The sequence below is a fragment of the Prescottella sp. R16 genome, assembly GCF_030656875.1.
In the GTDB taxonomy this organism is placed as follows: domain Bacteria; phylum Actinomycetota; class Actinomycetes; order Mycobacteriales; family Mycobacteriaceae; genus Prescottella.
In genome coordinates this window covers 1122677-1141486 of sequence record NZ_CP130943.1, presented here as the reverse complement: position 1 = coordinate 1141486, position 18810 = coordinate 1122677, and the positions used below count along the sequence as shown (strand labels likewise).

Sequence of the window (18810 nt, the reverse complement as noted above, 5' to 3'; positions counted from 1 at the left end):
CTTTCCCGATCGCGTCGGCTCAGTCGTCGATGCTCGACAGCTGACCGATGACATAGCTCGCCAGCGGAGTGAGCGTGGCCATGCCGTCGCGTACCGCGGCCCGCGACGACGCCAGATTCGCCACCAGCGTGCTGCCGGAGATACCGACGAGCCCGCGGGAGACGACCGCGTCCACCGCGCCCGCCGCGAGACCCGACGACCGCAGGGCCTCGCTGATGCCCGGGAGTTCCCGGTCCAGGACCTCGGCGGTGACGTCCGGCGTCACGTCCCGCGGGGAGACGCCGGTGCCGCCGACCGAGATGACCAGGTCGACACCGCCGATCACCGCGGTGTTGAGCACGTTGCGGATCTCCACCTCGTCCGCGGCCACCGCGACCGTCGCGTCCACCAGGAAACCGGCCTCCGTGAGCAGTTCGGTCACGAGCGGCCCGATCGAGTCGGTGTCGCCGTGCGCGGTCCGATCGTCGACGACGACGACGAGTGCACGCCCGGCCAACGGTGCTTCGAGTTCCATGCCCCCTACCGTAGTGGTCGGCGTCGGGTACCGGGCGTCCCGCATCAACGGCCGCCCTGCGTCTGGCCGGCGAGCTGGGCCTCCACGGTCTTCGTGGCGCCGGACGGATCTTTGTACGTCACCTGCACCTTGTCGCCCGGGGCATGCGAGCGGATCGCGGCGATCAGCGAGTCCCCGGTCGTGACGATCCGGTCGTCGACCTTCGTGATCACAGCCCCCTTGGGAATGCCGGCCTTGTCGGCCGGGCCGCCCGGGGTGACGTCGACGACGGTGGCGCCGCCGGTCGTGGTGTCCCGCGCGGACACCTGCACCCCGACGACGGCCTGGGTGGCCTTGCCGGTCTTGGCGAGTTCGTCCGCGATCCGGCGGGCCTGGTCGACGGGAATCGCGAACCCGAGTCCGATCGAGCCGCCCTGACCGCCGGCCGTCGCGATCGCGGTGTTGACGCCGATGAGCTTGCCGTCCATGTCGACGAGTGCACCGCCGGAGTTGCCGGGGTTGATCGCGGCGTCGGTCTGGATCGCGTCGATGACGGTGTTCTGGTTGCCTTCCTCACCGCTCGTGGACACCGGGCGGTCGAGCGCCGAGACGATCCCCGACGTGACGGTCCCGGCGAGGCCGAGCGGGGAACCGATCGCGACGACCTGCTCACCGACCCGGACGTCGTCCGAGTTCCCGAGTTCGACGGGCGTGAGCCCCGTCTTGCCGTCGACCTTGACCACGGCGATGTCCGATGCCGGATCCGCGCCGACGAGCGTCGCGGGTGCGGTGCTGCCGTCGGAGAACGCCACCATCAGCTTGCCGTCGGGGCCGCCCCCGGAGACGACGTGGTTGTTGGTCATGATGAGGCCGTCCGACGACAGGATCACCCCGGATCCCTCACCCTGCCCGCGGGAACCGGCCACCTGGATCTGCACGACGCTCGGCACGACCTTCTGGGCCACCGCCTCGATCGATCCCGCCGGGGCGGTCGAGACGTTACTGGTGGGCGGCTTCGGCGCGTCGAGGGCGTTCGTCACGGCCGCGCCGCTCCCGTTGTCCGACGTGGCCAGCGAGCCGACGACACCGCCGATACCGCCGCTGACCAGGGCGAGGGCGATGGCGCCGGCGACGATCGTGGTGCGACCCACCCGGCGCGGCTGCTGAGATTCGGGGGCCGGCGGGGCGCCGACGGCGGTGAACTGCTCGGTCGGCTGGTGGCCGGTCGGGAAACCCTGCGTCGGGTAGCCGGGCTGCTGCGGATATCCCTGCGGGTAGCCGGGCTGCTGCGGGTGACCCGGGTTCTGCTGGTAGCGCCACGGGTCCTGCGGAACTCCCTGGTCGGGGCCACCGTGCGGGTTACGGTCGTCGGTCATCACGCCACCTTCTGTCATGACCGCCTGGGTTCGGCGGCACTGGTCCGGTCCGGACTTCAGCCTGCCGGGTACGACTGAGAAGCCGCTGAGACCGTGCTTTCAGTTTCCCGTGTCCTTGCCGGGCCGGGATTCGCCGGGCAACACGATCCGGACGAGAGCCCCGCCCCGCGGCGACGTCTCGATCGCGATCGTGCCGCCGTGCTTGGTCACCATCTGCCGGACGATCGCGAGCCCCAACCCGGATCCGGGCATCGAGCGTGACGCCGTGGCCCGGTAGAAGCGTTCGAACACCAGCTCGCGTTCCTCGACGGGAATGCCGGGGCCGGCGTCGTCGACCGTCAGTTCCAGCAGCCGATCGCCGACCTGCCGCATCCGCACGTCGACGCGTTCCCCGGACGGACTCCACTTCGCCGCATTGTCGAGGACGTTGAGGACCGCCCGCGACAGCCCGGCCTGGTCGCCGTAGATGTACCAGGGAGTGGTGACGGCGTCGAAGTCGATCTCGTTGCGGCGACGACGCGCCTTCTCGAGGGAACGTTCGACGACGTCGCACACGTCGACGAGTTCGAACACCGTCTCCGGGGCGTCCTCGCGGGCCAGGTCCACGAGGTCGCCGACGAGCGTGGACAGTTCCTCGATCTGCGCGACGACGTCGGCCCGCAAGTCGGCCATGTCCTCGTCGGGGATGCTCGGCGCGCCGGGGCGGCTCGACGCGATGAGCAGTTCCATGTTGGTGCGCAACGACGTCAGTGGTGTCTTCAGTTCGTGTCCGGCATCCGCGACCAGCCGGCTCTGCCGGGCCCGCGACTCTGCCAGCGCCCGCAGCATCGTGTTGAAGCTGATGGTGAGCCGGGCCAGTTCGTCGTGCCCGGTGACGGGGATGGGGGTGAGGTCGTCGGTGCGGGCGACGCGTTCGGCGGCCGCGGTCAGCCGGCCGATCGGCCGCAGACCGGTGCGGCCGACGGTCGTGCCCGCGGCCGCGGCGAGCACGACACCGCAGCCGCCGACCACGAACAGCACCCATGCCAGCCGGTCGAGGACGTCCTCGGTCGGTTGCAGACGTTGCGCGAGGACGATGGTGCTGCCGTCGCGGGTGCGTTCGGCCAGGACCCGGTTGTCCTCGACGGTGCGCAGCGAGAAGTCCCGCTGCCCCCGCGCGACCGCCAGTTCCGGCGGGCCGATCGGCACCGAGGAACCGGGCGGAATGTACTTGTTCAGGTCCGGGAAGATCAGTGCCACGCTGATGTCGCTGGTGTACAGCGTCGCGCCCGCGATGTAACGGGGATCGAAGGTGATCAGGTCGTTGTTCACGATCGCCGCGGCCCGCGACTGCAACTGCTTGTCGACGTCCGCGTACAGCGCCCGCGACACGACCGCGTACGCGGCCACCGCCATGACGGCGACCGCGATCGCCACCACCGACGCCGCGAGGAGCATCACCCGCCACCGCAGCGACACCGACCGGGTCAGCGGCATCGGCGGACGCATCTCGGTTCGGCCGGTGGCGCGCGTCACGGGGGCGTCTCGCGCAGCACGTAGCCGACACCGCGGACGGTGTGGATCAGCCGCGATTCCCCGTCGGCCTCGGTCTTGCGGCGCAGGTATCCGACGTACACCTCGAGCGCGTTGCCGGACGTCGGGAAGTCGTACCCCCACACCTCCTCGAGGATCCGGCTGCGGGACAGCACCCGGCGCGGATTCGCCATCAACATCTCGAGCAGCGCGAACTCGGTGCGGGTGAGGCTGATAGACCGCGTGCCGCGGGTCACCTCCCGCGTCACCGGATCCAACGTGAGGTCCTCGAACTGCAGCGCCTCGGAATCGTCCCCCGAGGCGGGACCGGCGCGGCGCAGCAGGGCCCGCAGCCGGGCGAGCAGTTCCTCGAGCGCGAACGGTTTCGGCAGATAGTCGTCGGCACCCGCGTCGAGCCCGGCGACCCGCTCGGACACCGAGTCGCGCGCCGTGAGCACCAGGATCGGCAGATCGTCGCCGGTGCTGCGCAGCCGACGACACACCTCGAGCCCGTCCAGGCGCGGCATCATCACGTCCAGCACCACCGCGTCGGGGCGGGCCGACGCGATCTTCTCGAGCGCGTCGACGCCGTCGACGGCCAGTTCGACGGTGTAACCGTTGAAGCTCAGCGACCGCCGCAACGACTCGCGGACCGCCCGATCGTCGTCGACCACCAAAATGCGCATGCCGACATTTTGTCCCGACGGACTGAGATACCGCTGAGAGGTTCCCGCTGAGCAAGGGTCCGGCGTGTCGCCGCTGGTCCGGTAGGCTGTCCGGCATGGCAGTCAAGAGGGCACCGTCGCGGAAGGCACGCAGCGAACAGGGCCGTAAGCCCAAGAAGAACCCGCTGATCGCCGCCGGCATCGAGACCGTCGACTACAAGGACGTCAACCTGCTGCGCACGTTCATCTCGGACCGCGGCAAGATCCGCAGCCGCCGTGTGACAGGGCTGACGCCGCAGCAGCAGCGGCAGGTCGCCATCGCGGTCAAGAACGCCCGCGAGATGGCACTGCTGCCGTACGTCGCCGGCAAGTAGACCGGGCACCGGGCCGACGGTGGGCGGAGTCTAGACTTTCCGCCGAGTTTCGGTTCGGTTTTCGGAGGTGCCCCGCGGCGTGTCGGGTGTGGTCGCGGGTTTCACCGTCATCTTCGTCGTCATCGCGGTCGGGTTCTTCCTCGGCCGCAGCGGCACTCTCGGCGAGCACGGCCAGTTCGTACTCAGTCGTCTGGTGTTCTTCGTGGCGACACCGGCACTGCTGTTCGACACCCTCGCCGGATCCGACCTGTCGGTCGTCTTCTCACCCACTCTCGTCGTCGCCGCGGCCACCGCGTTCGCTGTCGCCGGCATCTATCTGGCGGTCGCCGCCCTGTGGTTGCGCCGCCCCCTGCCGGAACTGACCATCGGCGCGCTCGCGTCGTCGTACGTGAACTCGGCGAACCTGGGCATTCCGATCGCGGTGTTCGTACTCGGGGACGCATCGTTCGTGGCGCCCCTGCTGCTGTTCCAGATCATGATCTTCTCGCCGATCGCCCTCACCGTCCTCGACATCAGCACGATGCGCCGGGACGCGTCGCTGTTCGAGACGGTCACGACCCCGTTCAAGAATCCGATCGTGCTGGCCGGTGCCGCGGGGCTGGCCGTGGCCGTGTCCGGGTGGCAGCCACCCGAGGCCCTCATGCAGCCGTTCGCCCTCCTCGGCAACGCCTCGGTTCCGGGTGCCCTGCTCGCGTTCGGGCTGTCGCTGTACGGCGTCCGGGTCCTCGAGAAGGGGGCGAGCCCGCGCCGCGACGTCGCACTCGCCTCGATCCTCAAGATCGTGGTGCAGCCGGTCCTCGGATATCTCATGGCCCGGTTCGTCCTCGGCCTCGACGGCCACGACCTGTTCGCGATCGTCGTCGTCTCGTGTCTGCCGACCGCCCAGAACGTGTTCGTGTACGCCAGTCGCTACCAGCGGGGCACCGTTCTCGCCCGCGATGCCGCACTCGTCACGACCCTCGGCTCGATCCCCGTGATCGCACTGGTGGCGGCGGTGCTGGCGTGACATCCACCTGATAGACACTCCGTATGGCCGATACCGAGATCACGTTCACCACGGGTGCCGTCACCATGCACGGCAGCCTCCGACTTCCGGCCGGCTCCGGCCCCGACGCACCGGCCCCGGCGGTGCTGCTGCTCGCGGGCAGCGGGCCCACCGACCGCAACGGCGACAGCGCCCTGCTGCCCGGCAGCATCGGCACCCTCGAGTTCCTGGCGGACCTGCTCGAGAAGCGCGGGTTCGCGAGCCTGCGCTACGACAAGCTGGGCAGCGGCACGACCGGTCTGGGCCCGTACGACCCGGAAGACATCGGCGAGCTGGGGTTCTCGGTGTTCACCGAGGGGGCGCGGGCAGCACTGACCTTCCTGTCGGATCGGGCCGCGATCGATCCGCAGCGGGTGTACGTCGTCGGGCACAGCGAGGGCGCGCTCATCGCGCTCGCCCTGGCCGGGGCCGGCGCGAACGTTGCGGGGGTCGGGCTGCTCGAGCCGCTCGCCGTCCGACTCCTCGACCTGCTCACGACACAGATCGACCGGCAACTCACCGCGGTCGTGGCCGGCGGGCAGCTGCCTCTCGAACTGGCCGACGCGCTGCGGTTGGCGCTCGCGGGGGCCGTCGAATCGCTGCGCACCGATGCGACCCTCTCCGAGGACCTGCCGGAGCCGCTGCGGGCGGCGGGGCTGATCCCGGCCAATGCCCGCACCCTCGCCGAGGAGGACGCCCTGGATCCTCGGGAACTCGCGGGTCGGCTGCCGGCCGGGATGCCGGTGGTGACGAGCTGTTCCGTCAAGGACATCCAGCTCGACTGCGCCGACGTCGACGCGCTCGACGCCGCCCTCGCCCACACCGCGCTCACCCCGATCCGGATGACGACCGCGAACCACGTGCTCAAGGAAATCGGTGACGCCCCGTCCACGGGCGCCGACTACATCCAGGCATTGCCGTGGTCGGCCGAGTTCACAGCCGGTTTCGAGGGCTGGCTCGACACACTCTGACGACACCGCGCAGCCGCGCAGCGACACGCCGGAACGGAAAACGGAGATGTCGCTGCGCGGACACTGCTGTATGGTTCTCCGTTAACCAACAGGCTCACACGAGAAAGGTACGGTCGCGATGCAGACGACGGCCTCGGCTATCGCCGTGAAATCTGTTCACGAGCACATGTATTTCGCCGTACCCGCGTGGCACCACCACCACGCAGCCTTCACCGAGTGTCCCCGAGAAACGAGCTCCCCGTAACGGAACCTCTTTCTCGGGCACCCGAAGGCACACCGCCTCGGGTGCCTTTTCTTTTATCCACTTCCAGTCAGGAGAACCGACATGAAGCTTCGACTCGGTGCCGACGGCACCACCACCACCCCACTGCCCGGTGATCTCACCGGTCAGGTCGTCACGATCGATCTGCGGCACGTCGACGCCGACCACGACACCGGGGCAGCCGCACTGGTGTCCGAACTGCTCGCCCGCGGCGCCGCACGCCTCGTCATCGCCGGCGGGAACGACGACGCTCCCCCGTCGGGCCTCGCGGCCTGATCGACGAGGGAGCGTCGTGGTGGGATTCGATCAGTGCGCGAAGTGGCGGGCACCCGTCAGGTAGAGGGTGACACCGGCGGCGCGAGCAGCCTCGATGACCTCGTTGTCGCGAACCGATCCGCCGGGCTGGACGACGGCACGGACACCGGCGTCGAGCAGCACCTGCAGGCCGTCGGGGAACGGGAAGAACGCATCCGATGCGGCCACCGAACCCTTGGCACGGTCACCGGCACGCTGCACCGCGAGGTGCGCGGAGTCGACGCGGTTGACCTGGCCCATGCCGACGCCCACCGAGGCGCCGTCGTTCGCGAGCAGGATCGCGTTGGACTTCACGGCGCGGCAGGCGCGCCACGCGAACTCGAGGTCCGAGAGGGTCTTCTCGTCCGCGGCCTCACCGACGACGAGCGTCCAGTTGGCGGAGTTGTCGCCGTCGGCGTCGAGGACGTCGCGTTCCTGCAGCAGCGTGCCACCGGAGATCGGACGCAGCTCGATGCCGGTCTCGGTGGGGGCGGCCGCCTCGAGAACGCGGACGTTCTTCTTGCGGGCCAGCACCTCGACGGCACCCGGCGCGTACGACGGGGCGATGACGACCTCGGTGAAGATGTCGGCGACCTGCTCGGCCATCTCGACGGTCACCTCACGGTTCGCGGCGATGACGCCACCGAACGCGGAGACCGGATCGCACGCGTGCGCCTTGCGGTGCGCCTCGGCGATGTCGGCGCCGACCGCGATGCCGCACGGGTTGGCGTGCTTGATGATCGCGACGGCCGGCTCGGAGTGGTCGTACGCGGCACGCCATGCGGCGTCACCGTCGGTGTAGTTGTTGTACGACATCTCCTTGCCGTGGAACTGCTTCGCCTGCGCGAGGCCCGCCGGGCCGGCCGGGCTGTCGTACAGCGCCGCAGCCTGGTGCGGGTTCTCGCCGTAACGCAGCACCGCGGAACGGTCCCACGTGGCACCGACCCAGCGCGGGAACTTCTCGTCGGACTCGACCATCGTGGACGTCATCCAGGTGGCGACCGCGACGTCGTAGGACGCGGTGTGCTGGAACGCCTGCGCGGCCAGCGCGGTGCGCTCGAAGAGAGTGAAGCCACCGGCCTCGACCGCTGCGAGGACGCCCTCGTACTTGGCGGGGTCGACGACGACCGCGACGGACGGGTGGTTCTTCGCGGCGGCACGCACCATCGACGGGCCGCCGATGTCGATCTGCTCGACGCACTCGTCCGGGGTGGCGCCCGACGCGACGGTCTGCGTGAACGGGTACAGGTTGACGATCACCAGCTGGAACGCCTCGATGCCCAGTTCCTCGAGCTGCGCGAGGTGCTCGGGCTTGCGGGTGTCGGCGAGGACGCCGGCGTGCACGCGCGGGTGCAGCGTCTTGACGCGGCCCTCGAGGCACTCGGGGAAGCCGGTCAGGTCCTCGACCTTGGTGACGGGGATTCCGGCGTCGGCGATCTTTGCCGCGGTGGAACCGGTGGACACCAGTTCCACTCCGGCCTTGTGCAGGCCGGTGGCCAGTTCGACCAGCCCGGTCTTGTCGTAGACACTGACGAGTGCGCGGCGTACAGCCTTGCGTTCACTCACTGGGGATCACGGCCTTTCGTCCGTCGGAAACAACACCTCGGAGGGCGACAGCGGCCACGACCTCGGCCAGCAGTCGTCGTTCGACAATCTTGATGCGCTCGTGCAGCGCGGCCTCGTCGTCGTCGGGGCGGACCTCGACCGGTTCCTGCGCGAGGATCGGGCCGGTGTCGACGCCGCTGTCGACGAGGTGCACGGTCGAACCGGTCACCTTGACGCCGTAGGCGAGGGCGTCGCGGACCGCGTGCGCTCCGGGGAACGAGGGCAGCAGCGCGGGATGCGTGTTGACGATCCGGCCGCCGAAGCGCTCCATGAACGCGGGGCCGAGGATCTTCATGAAACCGGCGCTGACGACCAGGTCGGGGTCGTGGGCGGCGACGGCCTCGGTGAGCGCGCGGTCCCACTCGGCGCGGTCGGCATGATCGCGCAGGGACACCGTGAAGTGTGCGATGCCGGCCGTGTCGGCGTGATCGGTGGCGGCACAGTCCCGGTCGACGCCGACCGCGACGACCGTCGCGGGATAGCCGTCGGTTCGGGTAGCGGCGATCAGCGCGTTCAGGAGACTGCCCGTCCCCGATGCGAGTACGACGATCCGAGCGGGCACTGTGGGCCGCAGCTGGTCACGCGTGGCAGTCAGCGCACTACTCCTGGTTTCGCAAGACGGTTCCGGCCCGACGGGCCGGATACAGACTAGTCGCTGGGGGTTCCCGGACCTCCCGGCAGGTCACCTTCCGTGACGGGCGTCATGTCCGCGTCGGGTTCGTCCACGATCTCGGCGTCCACGATGTCCACATCTTCCGAATTATCCGGCTTCGGAGTCTCGGGCTGCGCCGTCTCGGATTCCGGGGCGGCTTCGAGTTCGGCGACGGTGTCGGCGCGGTACCGGACCGTCGGGCGTTCGAGTCGTTTGATCTCGAAGTCGGGGACGGAATCCGTCCCGGAGTCGGCGGTGGTGACGCCGGCGACGGACGGGGCGGGGGGGTCGTCCGGGTCGGGTTCGACGACGGTCCGACGGGCGACGAGGATGCCGACGACGAGGCCGGGTACCAGCAGCCACCCGAACGTGAGGAGGCCGAGCAGCAGCGGGTCGACGCCGATGTAGCCGTACGCGCCGAGGTCACCGCCCGCGAGGGCACCGGCCAGCGCCGCGACGGCACCGACACCGGCGGATGCGAGCGCGACGACCGACGCGGTCCGCTGCACGGTCAGGTGCGCATGGGCGCAGTCGCGGCCCAGCAGGGCACCGATCGTCACCGGCACGGCCAGCAGGACGGGCCACGCGGTGCCGAGCAGTTCGGTGGGGACGCCGCCGAGTACCGGGACCGGTGGCACCGGGCCGGCGTCGATGCCGAACAGGCTGATCGAGGTTCCGCCGGCGTGTGCGGTTCCGCCGAGGAGGACCGCGACGGCGGCGACCGCGACGTTCGGCAGGTACAGCACCGAGACGACGGTGAGCCCGAGGACGCCGACCACTCCCCCGCCCTCGGCGAGGAGCGTGCCGACGTCGGACCACGACCACAGGAGCGACGCGGCGGTCACCGCGGTGCCCGCCGCGAACAGCAGTCCGGCGGCACGCACGCCCGGGACGACGGCAGTGAACGACCATTCCGGCACCCCGCACTGCTCGGCCACGGTCCGGCCGACGACCGAGGCGGCGCCGAGTGCCGCCGCCAGTCCGTGGAGGGCGACGACCGTGGCGAGCGCGGCCGCGATGTCCGGTGATGTCAGCGGCAGTGTTGCGGTGGCGTCGCCGACGACCGCGAACGCGATGAGGGTCGCGGCAACAGGTGCGGCGACGGCGGCCGCGATCGCCTGCCCGACGAGCCGGAAGTCGCCGTCCGGGGTTTCCCGGCTCGGGGACACCGCCCGCGCGCAGCCCCGCGCCACGGCCCACACGAGCAGGGCCGTCGGTAGCAGCGGGAGCACGGCGAGCGGTGCGTCGGTGACGGTGAGCGGCACCTGGTGCAGGGCCAGCCAGCCGGCGGCGACGGCGCCGGCGGCACCGTCGAGGTCGCTGTTCGACGACACGAGCACGGCGACGACGGCGACCGCGATCACGGCGATCGCGATGCCGGTCGGACGCAGGGCGACACCGAGCAGGACCCGGGCCCGGTCACCGGTCGGCGCGACACCGGTGCGCCGCGGGCCGCGGGTGAGCAGGGTCGTCACGCGCTCACTTCGTCTCGTCGTCGGCCTGCTCGGACGGCTGGGCCGGCTCGGACTTCGGGGCGGTCGGTGGGGTGGACTCGGGCTGCTGCGACGGAATGTGCTGGGTGGGCTGCTGCGACGGGATGTGCTGGGTGGGCTGCTGCGCCTGGTACGCCTGGAACTGTCCGTATCCGGCGGTCGGCTGCTGCTGCGGGTAGCCCGGCGCCTGCTGCGCCTGACCGTACGTCTGCTGCGGGTAGCCCTGCGGGGCCCCGTATCCCTGCGGGTAGCCCTGGGGTGCGCCCGGCGTGCCCGGTGCTCCCGGAGTTCCGTAGCCCTGCGGCTGCGGGTACCCCTGTGGATGGCCGTAGGCGGGGTGGATGTGTGTGGTGGTCGGCCGTCCCTGCGGCATCTTGACCACGCCCGAGTCGAGGAGGAACAGCAGCACCGCGGCGACCGCCTGGACGAACGCGAGGATCAGGATGATGATGCCGCCCACCGCGAGGCTCCCGCCGCCGGACAGGCTCAGCATCACGACGAACGACACGGCGAGGCCGACGACCGAGGCGACCGCGGCCACGGGGTACTGGTTCTGCTTGGGCAGCAACGAGATTCCGGAGAGCAGGCCACCGGTGAGCAGGAACGCGAGCGGGAGTCCGCCACCGCTCTCGAACGCGTTCATGGTGAACGAGAATCCGTAACCGACGTTCGAGGAGTTCTCGACGTACGGTGCGAATCCGAGCAGGAAGGCGACGACCCCGAGCGCGAGCACGCCGAGTCCGAGGAAGAACGGCAGCCCTTTCGCCGCAGGGGTGGCCGGCGCCGATGCGGGTTGACCGAAGGTCGACCCTCCTTCGGGGTAAGTCATGTCTGCTCCTAGTCGATGATGCGGGCCCCCTGCACGCTACCCGCCCGATCCGACGACCCGCGTGCAATACCGGGCCGCCGCCGTCGTGGCGGAAGATGAGGCATGCCCTTCACCTTGCCGCCCGGATCCGACGTCGTCTCCGAGACGGAGATCAAGCATTCCCGGTTCCGTGCCGTGCTGCGCCGGGTCGACGGGCCGGCCGCCGCACAGGGGTTCCTCGACGAGCAGCGCCGCCTGTTCCCGGACGCCCGTCACCACTGCTGGGCGTACGTCACCGGCAACGAGCCGTCCGAGCGTGCGGAACGGTCCGGCGACGACGGTGAACCGGGCGGCACGGCCGGGGTGCCGATGCTGCAGGTGCTGCGGACTCGGGAACTGGTCGACGTGGCGGTGGTCGTCGTCCGCTGGTTCGGCGGGATCAAGCTGGGGGCGGGCGGGCTGGTGCGCGCGTATTCGGGGGCGGTGGCAGCTGCCGTGGACGACGCCGAGTCGGCTGCCCTCTTCCTGCGCCGGGAGCGTCTCGAACTGTGGGCGCTCGAGGTGGGGCACGACATCGCGGGACGCGTCGACGCCGATCTGCGCGGCCGCGGTGTCCCGGTCGTCGACACGGTGTACGGCGCGGCGGTGACGTTCACCCTCGCGACACAGGACCTCGCGCAACTGGCCGCTGTGGTCGCCGAGGTCACGGCCGGTGGCGGTGAGCTCGTCCCGGCCGGGACCCGCTGGGTCGACGTGCGCTGACGGGACGGGTGGCGACAACGAAAACGGCGCCCGCCGCCGGACGTGAAGTCCGGCGGCGGGCGCCGTTCGCGCGAAACTGTGATCCGGTCGGGATCAGAGGTTCTTCAGGATCTCCCGGGCGAGGGCCGCGGTCTCGGACGGCGTCTTGCCGACCTTGACGCCGGCCGCCTCGAGGGCGTCCTTCTTGGCCTGGGCGGTGCCCGAGGAACCGGAGACGATGGCGCCGGCGTGGCCCATGGTCTTGCCCTCGGGGGCGGTGAAGCCCGCGACGTAGCCGACGACCGGCTTGGTGACGTTGGCCTTGATGTAGTCGGCGGCACGCTCCTCGGCGTCGCCACCGATCTCACCGATCATGACGATCAGCTTGGTCTCGGGGTCCTTCTCGAACGCCTCGATGGCGTCGATGTGGGTGGTGCCGATGACCGGGTCGCCGCCGATGCCGATGGCGGTCGAGAAGCCGTACTCGCGCAGCTCGAACATCATCTGGTAGGTCAGGGTGCCGGACTTGGAGACCAGGCCGACCGGGCCCTTGCCCGCGATGTTCGCCGGGGTGATGCCGACGAGCGCCTCACCCGGGGTGATGATGCCGGGGCAGTTGGGGCCGATGATGCGGGTCTTGTTGCCCTTCTCCACGTTGTAGGCCCACGCGTACGCGGAGTCCTGCACCGGGATGCCCTCGGTGATGACCACGAGCAGCGGGATCTCCGCGTCGATGGCCTCGACGATGGCGTCCTTCGAGAAGGCCGGGGGAACGAACGCGATCGAGACGTCCGCGCCGGTCTCCTTCATGGCCTCGGCGACGGTCGCGAAGACCGGCAGCTCGACGGCGTTGCCGTCCTTGTCGGTGTGCGAGACCGTGGTGCCGGCCTTGCGGGCGTTGACGCCACCGACGACCTGGGTGCCGGCCTTGAGCATCAGCGCGGTGTGCTTGGTGCCCTCGCCACCGGTGATGCCCTGGACGATGACCTTGGAGTCCTTGGTCAGGAAGATTGCCATTGTTGTGTGTCCCTTACTTCGCTGCGAAGGCGAGCTCGGCAGCCTTGTCGGCAGCCTCGTCCATGGTTGCGACGACCGTGACCAGCGGGTGGTTGGCCTCGGCGAGGATGCGGCGACCCTCTTCGACGTTGTTGCCGTCCAGGCGCACGACGAGCGGCTTGTTGGCCTCGTCGCCCAGGGTCTCCAGCGCACCGACGATGCCGTTGGCGACGGCGTCACACGCGGTGATGCCACCGAAGACGTTGACGAAGACGCTCTTGACCTGCGCGTCGTTCAGGATGACGTCCAGGCCGGCGGCCATGACGGCAGCCGAGGCGCCGCCACCGATGTCGAGGAAGTTGGCGGGCTTGACGTTGCCGTGCTTCTCGCCTGCGTAGGCGACGACGTCCAGGGTCGACATGACCAGACCGGCACCGTTACCGATGACACCGACCTCGCCGTCGAGCTTGACGTAGTTGAGGTCGTTCTCCTTGGCCTTGAGCTCGAGGGGATCGGTGGCGTCACGATCCTCGAAGGCCTCGTGGCCGGGCTGACGGAAGCCGGCGTTCTCGTCCAGCGTGACCTTGCCGTCGAGGGCCAGGATCTGGTCGTCGGGCGTACGGACGAGCGGGTTGACCTCGACCAGGAGAGCGTCTTCCTTGATGAAGACCTCCCACAGCTTCTGGATCGTGTTGGCCGCGGCGTCGAGCACCTCGGCGGGCAGCTTGCCGGCCACGGCGATCTCACGCGCGAACGCGAGGTCGACACCCTTGACGGCGTCCACGGGGATCTTCGCGAGGGCGTCGGGGTTCTCCTCGGCGGTGACCTCGATCTCGACGCCACCCTCGACCGAGCACATCGCCAGGTAGGTGCGGTTGGTGCGGTCGAGCAGGAAGGAGATGTAGTACTCCTCCGCGATCTCGCTCGCCTCGGCGACGAGAAGCTTCTTGACGACGTGGCCCTTGATGTCGAGGCCCAGGATCGCCTCGGCGTTCGCCTGCGCGGCATCCGCGTCGGGCGAGTACTTGACGCCACCGGCCTTGCCGCGGCCGCCGACCTTGACCTGAGCCTTGACCATCACAGGCTTGCCGATTTCCTCCGCGATCTCGCGGGCACCGGCGACAGTGTCGGTCACACGGCCGGCGGACGTCGGCACGTCATGCTTGGCGAAGAGTTCCTTCGCCTGGTATTCGAAGAGGTCCATCTGTTCACCGTCTCGTCTGCGTTGACGCCCGCTCGGGGGGTAGGAGCGGGTCCGTGTCGGACTTTAACTAGTTCGATCAATCTGCCCTCGCTCACCCATATGCCGTGTGGCACACGTCACGCGTCGACAGTCGTCGAGGTTGGCTCCGCGACACTGCACCGCCCGGGCGGGCATCACCCTCGTCGCGAGAGGCACCACGGAGAGAATGACAGGTGCCGCACCCGGCACCACAATCGGGATCGGCACACGTCCCGAATATCGGACATGTAACGCAGATGGGCCGTCTCGCTATATGAACGAGACCGTTCAGGTTGTTCCGCATATTCCCAGCTCAGCTTGTGACGCCAATCACATATGTCGGATACTCCACTTTCGGAGGTTGCTCCCCTGCAACCGTTTCGTTACCGTCGCCAAGGTCGAAGTCACAGGCAGGTCACGAACAGGAGGACGGCAGGGCACATGCACCACCGCTCCCAGTTCACCCCCAGTCGCTTCACCCAGAATCCGTCCGACGCCGAGGACCGGCACTCCACCGGAGCCGAGTCCCGCCCCGAGGCCCACCTCGAGGCGGAGACGTCCGTGATCGCGGAGATTCCCACCCCCCGTTCGGGTGGACGCCACCGCCTCCCCGCTCCCCCTGCCGCCCTCAAGGGCCGCGCCGCCGTCGTGGCGGTCGCCGCCGGCGCCGTCGTCGCCGCAGGTCAGGCCGCGCTCCACACGCCGACTGCCGACACCGACCAGTCCGACGTCTCGCTCACCGCCTCGGGTTCCGTCCCCACCACCGCGGTGCCGCAGGCCGCCCAGTTCAGCAACATCGAGCAGACCACCGAGCCCGCGACGGGTGGTTCCGCACCCCAGGTACTCGCGATCGCGAACCCGACCGATCTCGGTCAGTTCTCCAACCTGCTCGCCAAGGGACACCGTTTCAGCGAGGAGCGCGCCGCCCGCGAGGCCGCCGCCCGGCGCCCCCTGTTCGTGCTTCCCGCGCAGGGCGTCTACACGTCGTCTTTCGGAGCCCGTTGGGGCACACTGCATGCCGGGGTCGACATCGCCAACGCGATCGGCACCCCGATTCTCGCCGTTGCCGACGGCACGGTCATCGACTCCGGTCCGGCGTCCGGTTTCGGCATGTGGGTGCGCCTCCAACACGCCGACGGCACCATCACCGTGTACGGGCACATCAACGAGACCCTGGTGACCGTGGGCCAGAAGGTGATGGCCGGCGATCAGATCGCCACGATGGGCAACCGCGGCTTCTCCACCGGCCCGCACCTGCACTTCGAGGTCCACCTGGGCGGCGACAACAAGATCGATCCGATCCCGTGGCTCGCCACCCGCGGCATCAGCCTGGGTATCGAACAGCCCTGACGGGCCCCTCCTTTCAGAGTTTGACCATCGGCACTCCGCCGATCAGCATCAAGCGCACCTTGCCGGCCGACCCGAAGTCGATCGTGACCGTGGCGGTCGGACCGCTCCCCTTCGTTTCGAGGACCTTGCCGAGCCCGTACTTGTCGTGGCTGACCCGATCGCCGACCGCGAGCACCAGGTTGTTGTTGCGGCCGCGCGGCGCACCGAAACTCGGCGACGCCCCCGCGCCCCTGCCGCCGAAACCCGAACCTCCGAAACCCGAACCGCCCGAGCTTCCGTACTGCTGCCGACGGCCGGCACCGATGGCGCCACCCGCTCCGAGCACTCCCGGATCCTCCCGACGCCAGTCCAGCAGGTCCGACGGAATCTCTTGCAGGAAACGGGATTCCGGATTCGTGACGGGCTGCCCCCACGCCGAGCGAACGACGGCGCGGGTGAGGTACAACCGGTGCCGGGCCCGGGTGATGCCCACGTACGCGAGACGTCGTTCCTCCGACAGTTCGGCCGGATCGCCGAGGGCGCGCATGTGCGGAAACTGTCCGTCCTCCCAGCCGGTGACGAACACGACGGGGAACTCGAGGCCCTTCGCGGTGTGCAACGTCATGAGGGTGACGACGCCCTCCCCCTCGTCGGGGACCTGATCGGAGTCGGCGACCAGCGACACCCGTTCGAGGAAGGCGGCGAGCGATCCGGGATCGGGCAGTCCGTCCTCCCCGTCCGCCCCGGTCTGATCGTCCGGACCGGCGGACTCTGCCACGAAGGCCGCCGCGTTACGCGCGTCGGAACTGAATTCCCGTGCGACGCTGACGAGTTCGTTGAGGTTGTCGAGCCGGGCCCCGTCCTGCGGATCGCTGCTGGCCTCGAGTTCCCGGCGGTATCCGGTGCGGTCGAGAACAGCCTCGATCACCTCGCCGATGCCGATGAGGTCGTTGCCGTCGGAGTCGGTGGCCGCCGCCACCGCACGCAGCCCGTCGAGCAGTTCGAGGAACGACGCGATCGCCTTCGCCGACCGACTGTTGAGCAGCGGCACCGTTCCCGCCGCACCGGCCCGCAACGCCTGCGCGAACCCGACGCCCTTCTGTTCCGCGTACACCGACACGCAGGCCTCGGCGCGGTCGCCGATGCCGCGCCGAGGGGTGTTGAGGATGCGGCGCAGGCTCACCGTGTCGTCCTCGTTGGCGAGCACCCGCAGGTACGCGACGATGTCGCGGACCTCCTTGCGTTCGTAGAACCGGGTGCCGCCGACCACCTTGTAGGGGATGCCGAGGCGGATGAAGATCTCCTCGAGCGCACGCGACGAGTTGTTGGTGCGGTAGAACACCGCGACGTCGTCGAACCGCGCGTCACCGCCGTCGACCAATCGGTCGATCTCCGATGCGACGAACTGTGCCTCGTCGTGCTCGTTGTCGGCGACGTAGCCGGTGATCAGTTCGCCCGCACCGGAATCGGTCCACAGCCGCTTCTCCCGGCGGCCGGTGTTGCGGGAGATGACCGAGTTGGCCGCCGACAGGATGTTCTGGGTGGACCGGTAGTTCTGCTCGAGCAGGATCGTGCGGGCCTGCGGGTAGTCCCGCTCGAACTCCTCGATGTTGCGGATCGTCGCGCCTCGGAACGCGTAGATCGACTGGTCGGCGTCGCCGACGACGCACAGTTCGGCCGGCGGGACCGCGTGCGGGTCGTCGCTCGGATCTCCGACGAGCTCGCGGACCAGCACGTACTGGGCGTGGTTGGTGTCCTGGTACTCGTCGACGAGGACGTGCCGGAAACGCCGCCGGTAGTACTCGGCGACCTGCGGGTACCGCTGCAGCAGCGACACGGTCTCGCCGATGAGGTCGTCGAAGTCGAGGGCGTTCGCGTCCCGCAGTCGCTGCTGGTAGATCGCGTACACGCGGGCGACGAGCTTGTCGAGGTCGGTGCCGTCGGGACCCGCGGCCGCGGCCTCGGCTTCGGCGGGGTCGATCAGCTCGTTCTTGAGGTTGGAGATCTTGGTGGCGAGGAGCCGCGCGGAGTGCCGCTTGGTGTCGATCTCGAGGTCTTTCGAGATCATCGTGAGCAGCCGGCGGGAGTCGTCGGCGTCGTAGATCGAGAAGTTCGAGTTGAGGCCCGGCAGCAGCGCCGACTGGGCGCGCAGGATCCGGACACAGCTCGAGTGGAACGTCGAGACCCACATGCTGTTCGCGCGGGGACCGACGAGCTGCGCGACCCGTTCCCGCATCTCGGCAGCGGCCTTGTTGGTGAACGTGATCGCCAGGATCTGGCCGGGCAGCACGTTCCGCTCGGCCAGCAGGTAGGCGATGCGACGGGTGAGGACCGCGGTCTTGCCGGAACCGGCTCCCGCAACGATGAGCAGCGGCGACCCCGCGTGCAGCACGGCCTCCCGCTGCTGCGGGTTGAGCCCGCCCAGCAGGTCGTGGGTGGACGGCTGGGCCGTGGACAGCGGGGCGCCGGGAATCGTGTTCATCGCCTGTCCACGCTACCGGCAGGCGCCGACAGGGTGGACCCTCGTGGTGAGTGCGGCGGCGAGCTCCGTCCCCCCTTCCTCGGCCCGCTGCGGGGCTCGTGGCAAAATCGGGGAGTGGCCGTCGCCGTGCCGGAACACTGATTCGTAACAGCCCGTTCGTAACAGCCCGACCGGATCCACCGAACCCAGTTCCGACACGAGGAGAAGAACCATGAGCTCGACCGCAACCCCGTCTCCCGAATCGTCGGTGCCGCCGAGCGAGGCCGAGATCACCGAACTCCGCAAGGAGATCGACCGGCTCGACGCCGAGATCCTGGCTGCGGTCAAGCGTCGCAGCGAGGTGTCGCAGATCATCGGCCGCACCCGGATGGCGTCCGGCGGCCCCCGCCTGGTGCACAGCCGGGAGATGAAGGTGATCGAGCGGTTCAGCGAGCTCGGCCAGGAGGGCCACACCCTCGCGATGCTGCTGCTGCGCCTCGGGCGTGGCCGTCTCGGTCACTGACGGAGTCCC

Annotated in this window: 18 protein-coding genes; 7 read left to right on the top strand and 11 right to left on the bottom strand. The window is 69.6% G+C overall.

Annotated elements, in window-relative coordinates:
* Positions 1–19: 19 nt before the first annotated feature.
* From Q5696_RS05370 to Q5696_RS05355, 4 genes are all read right to left on the bottom strand, one after another.
* Entirely contained in the window at positions 20–514 is a 495-nt protein-coding gene (locus Q5696_RS05370; protein WP_305094174.1) for a MogA/MoaB family molybdenum cofactor biosynthesis protein, read from the bottom strand.
* A 44-nt stretch (positions 515–558) separates the two neighbouring features.
* Positions 559–1869, bottom strand: a complete 1311-nt coding sequence (locus Q5696_RS05365; protein WP_305094173.1) for a S1C family serine protease — start codon at positions 1867–1869, stop codon at positions 559–561.
* A 99-nt stretch (positions 1870–1968) separates the two neighbouring features.
* The gene (locus Q5696_RS05360; protein ID WP_305095145.1) at positions 1969–3357 is read right to left on the bottom strand and encodes a HAMP domain-containing sensor histidine kinase; all 1389 of its coding nucleotides are present in this window, start codon (positions 3355–3357) and stop codon (positions 1969–1971) included.
* Positions 3358–3380: 23 nt separating this feature from the next.
* Positions 3381–4067 carry a response regulator transcription factor gene (locus tag Q5696_RS05355; protein WP_305094172.1) on the bottom strand — a complete coding sequence of 229 codons (687 nt, stop codon included), beginning with the start codon at positions 4065–4067 and terminating at the stop codon, positions 3381–3383.
* Between the two features lie 95 nt (positions 4068–4162).
* Here Q5696_RS05355 and rpsR point away from each other — a divergent pair, with 95 nt between their 5' ends.
* The 4 genes from rpsR to Q5696_RS05335 all read left to right on the top strand — a co-directional run bounded on the left by rpsR (position 4163) and on the right by Q5696_RS05335 (position 6953).
* Positions 4163–4420, top strand: coding sequence for a 30S ribosomal protein S18 (gene rpsR / locus Q5696_RS05350; protein WP_305094171.1), 258 nt, complete (start codon positions 4163–4165; stop codon positions 4418–4420).
* A gap of 79 nt (positions 4421–4499) precedes the next feature.
* Positions 4500–5426, top strand: coding sequence for an AEC family transporter (locus Q5696_RS05345; protein WP_305094170.1), 927 nt, complete (start codon positions 4500–4502; stop codon positions 5424–5426).
* 23 nt (positions 5427–5449) lie between these two features.
* Positions 5450–6415 carry an alpha/beta hydrolase family protein gene (locus Q5696_RS05340; protein ID WP_305094169.1) on the top strand — a complete coding sequence of 322 codons (966 nt, stop codon included), beginning with the start codon at positions 5450–5452 and terminating at the stop codon, positions 6413–6415.
* Positions 6416–6740: 325 nt separating this feature from the next.
* Positions 6741–6953 carry a hypothetical protein gene (locus tag Q5696_RS05335; protein WP_305094168.1) on the top strand — a complete coding sequence of 71 codons (213 nt, stop codon included), beginning with the start codon at positions 6741–6743 and terminating at the stop codon, positions 6951–6953.
* 30 nt (positions 6954–6983) lie between these two features.
* On the opposite strand, the gene purH is transcribed toward Q5696_RS05335, so the two are convergent.
* The 4 genes from purH to Q5696_RS05315 all read right to left on the bottom strand — a co-directional run bounded on the left by purH (position 6984) and on the right by Q5696_RS05315 (position 11550).
* Positions 6984–8537 (bottom strand): bifunctional phosphoribosylaminoimidazolecarboxamide formyltransferase/IMP cyclohydrolase, encoded by a 1554-nt coding sequence (purH, locus tag Q5696_RS05330; protein WP_305094167.1) that lies wholly within the window; start codon positions 8535–8537, stop codon positions 6984–6986.
* Complete coding sequence (purN, locus tag Q5696_RS05325; protein ID WP_305094166.1) at positions 8530–9138, bottom strand: phosphoribosylglycinamide formyltransferase; 609 nt, start codon at positions 9136–9138, stop codon at positions 8530–8532. The genes purH and purN overlap by 8 nt, the downstream gene beginning before the upstream one ends.
* A gap of 86 nt (positions 9139–9224) precedes the next feature.
* Complete coding sequence (locus tag Q5696_RS05320; protein WP_305094165.1) at positions 9225–10703, bottom strand: cell division protein PerM; 1479 nt, start codon at positions 10701–10703, stop codon at positions 9225–9227.
* Positions 10704–10707: 4 nt separating this feature from the next.
* Positions 10708–11550, bottom strand: a complete 843-nt coding sequence (locus tag Q5696_RS05315) for a DUF5336 domain-containing protein (RefSeq protein ID WP_305094164.1) — start codon at positions 11548–11550, stop codon at positions 10708–10710.
* A 102-nt stretch (positions 11551–11652) separates the two neighbouring features.
* Between Q5696_RS05315 and Q5696_RS05310 the strand changes: the two genes are divergently transcribed.
* A complete protein-coding gene (locus Q5696_RS05310) occupies positions 11653–12291 on the top strand; it encodes an IMPACT family protein (protein WP_305094163.1) in 639 nt (212 codons plus the stop codon).
* 93 nt (positions 12292–12384) lie between these two features.
* Here Q5696_RS05310 and sucD read toward each other — a convergent pair whose 3' ends face one another.
* Both sucD and sucC read right to left on the bottom strand, forming a co-directional pair.
* Entirely contained in the window at positions 12385–13287 is a 903-nt protein-coding gene (gene sucD, locus Q5696_RS05305) for a succinate--CoA ligase subunit alpha (protein ID WP_305094162.1), read from the bottom strand.
* Between the two features lie 13 nt (positions 13288–13300).
* The gene (gene sucC, locus Q5696_RS05300; RefSeq protein ID WP_305094161.1) at positions 13301–14470 is read right to left on the bottom strand and encodes an ADP-forming succinate--CoA ligase subunit beta; all 1170 of its coding nucleotides are present in this window, start codon (positions 14468–14470) and stop codon (positions 13301–13303) included.
* Between the two features lie 459 nt (positions 14471–14929).
* Here sucC and Q5696_RS05295 point away from each other — a divergent pair, with 459 nt between their 5' ends.
* Complete coding sequence (locus tag Q5696_RS05295; protein ID WP_305094160.1) at positions 14930–15838, top strand: M23 family metallopeptidase; 909 nt, start codon at positions 14930–14932, stop codon at positions 15836–15838.
* A 13-nt stretch (positions 15839–15851) separates the two neighbouring features.
* Here the strand turns inward: Q5696_RS05295 and pcrA are convergent, their stop codons facing one another.
* Entirely contained in the window at positions 15852–18299 is a 2448-nt protein-coding gene (gene pcrA, locus Q5696_RS05290) for a DNA helicase PcrA (RefSeq protein WP_305094159.1), read from the bottom strand.
* Positions 18300–18510: 211 nt separating this feature from the next.
* Here pcrA and Q5696_RS05285 point away from each other — a divergent pair, with 211 nt between their 5' ends.
* The gene (locus Q5696_RS05285; protein WP_305094158.1) at positions 18511–18801 is read left to right on the top strand and encodes a chorismate mutase; all 291 of its coding nucleotides are present in this window, start codon (positions 18511–18513) and stop codon (positions 18799–18801) included.
* Positions 18802–18810 lie beyond the last annotated feature (9 nt).

Bases quoted from the DNA above. Each gene is read 5' to 3' on its own strand.
- Q5696_RS05340 (WP_305094169.1), top strand. From the start codon at position 5,450: ATGGCCGATACCGAGATCACGTTCACCACGGGTGCCGTCACCATGCAC.
- Q5696_RS05285 (WP_305094158.1), top strand. From the start codon at position 18,511: ATGAGCTCGACCGCAACCCCGTCTCCCGAATCGTCGGTGCCGCCGAGC.
- Q5696_RS05310 (WP_305094163.1), top strand. From the start codon at position 11,653: ATGCCCTTCACCTTGCCGCCCGGATCCGACGTCGTCTCCGAGACGGAG.
- rpsR (WP_305094171.1), top strand. From the start codon at position 4,163: ATGGCAGTCAAGAGGGCACCGTCGCGGAAGGCACGCAGCGAACAGGGC.
- Q5696_RS05355 (WP_305094172.1), bottom strand. From the start codon at position 4,067: ATGCGCATTTTGGTGGTCGACGACGATCGGGCGGTCCGCGAGTCGTTG.
- Q5696_RS05360 (WP_305095145.1), bottom strand. From the start codon at position 3,357: ATGCGTCCGCCGATGCCGCTGACCCGGTCGGTGTCGCTGCGGTGGCGG.
- sucC (WP_305094161.1), bottom strand. From the start codon at position 14,470: ATGGACCTCTTCGAATACCAGGCGAAGGAACTCTTCGCCAAGCATGAC.
- Q5696_RS05335 (WP_305094168.1), top strand. From the start codon at position 6,741: ATGAAGCTTCGACTCGGTGCCGACGGCACCACCACCACCCCACTGCCC.
- Q5696_RS05365 (WP_305094173.1), bottom strand. From the start codon at position 1,869: ATGACCGACGACCGTAACCCGCACGGTGGCCCCGACCAGGGAGTTCCG.
- Q5696_RS05295 (WP_305094160.1), top strand. From the start codon at position 14,930: ATGCACCACCGCTCCCAGTTCACCCCCAGTCGCTTCACCCAGAATCCG.
- Q5696_RS05315 (WP_305094164.1), bottom strand. From the start codon at position 11,550: ATGACTTACCCCGAAGGAGGGTCGACCTTCGGTCAACCCGCATCGGCG.
- pcrA (WP_305094159.1), bottom strand. From the start codon at position 18,299: ATGAACACGATTCCCGGCGCCCCGCTGTCCACGGCCCAGCCGTCCACC.
- Q5696_RS05370 (WP_305094174.1), bottom strand. From the start codon at position 514: ATGGAACTCGAAGCACCGTTGGCCGGGCGTGCACTCGTCGTCGTCGTC.
- sucD (WP_305094162.1), bottom strand. From the start codon at position 13,287: ATGGCAATCTTCCTGACCAAGGACTCCAAGGTCATCGTCCAGGGCATC.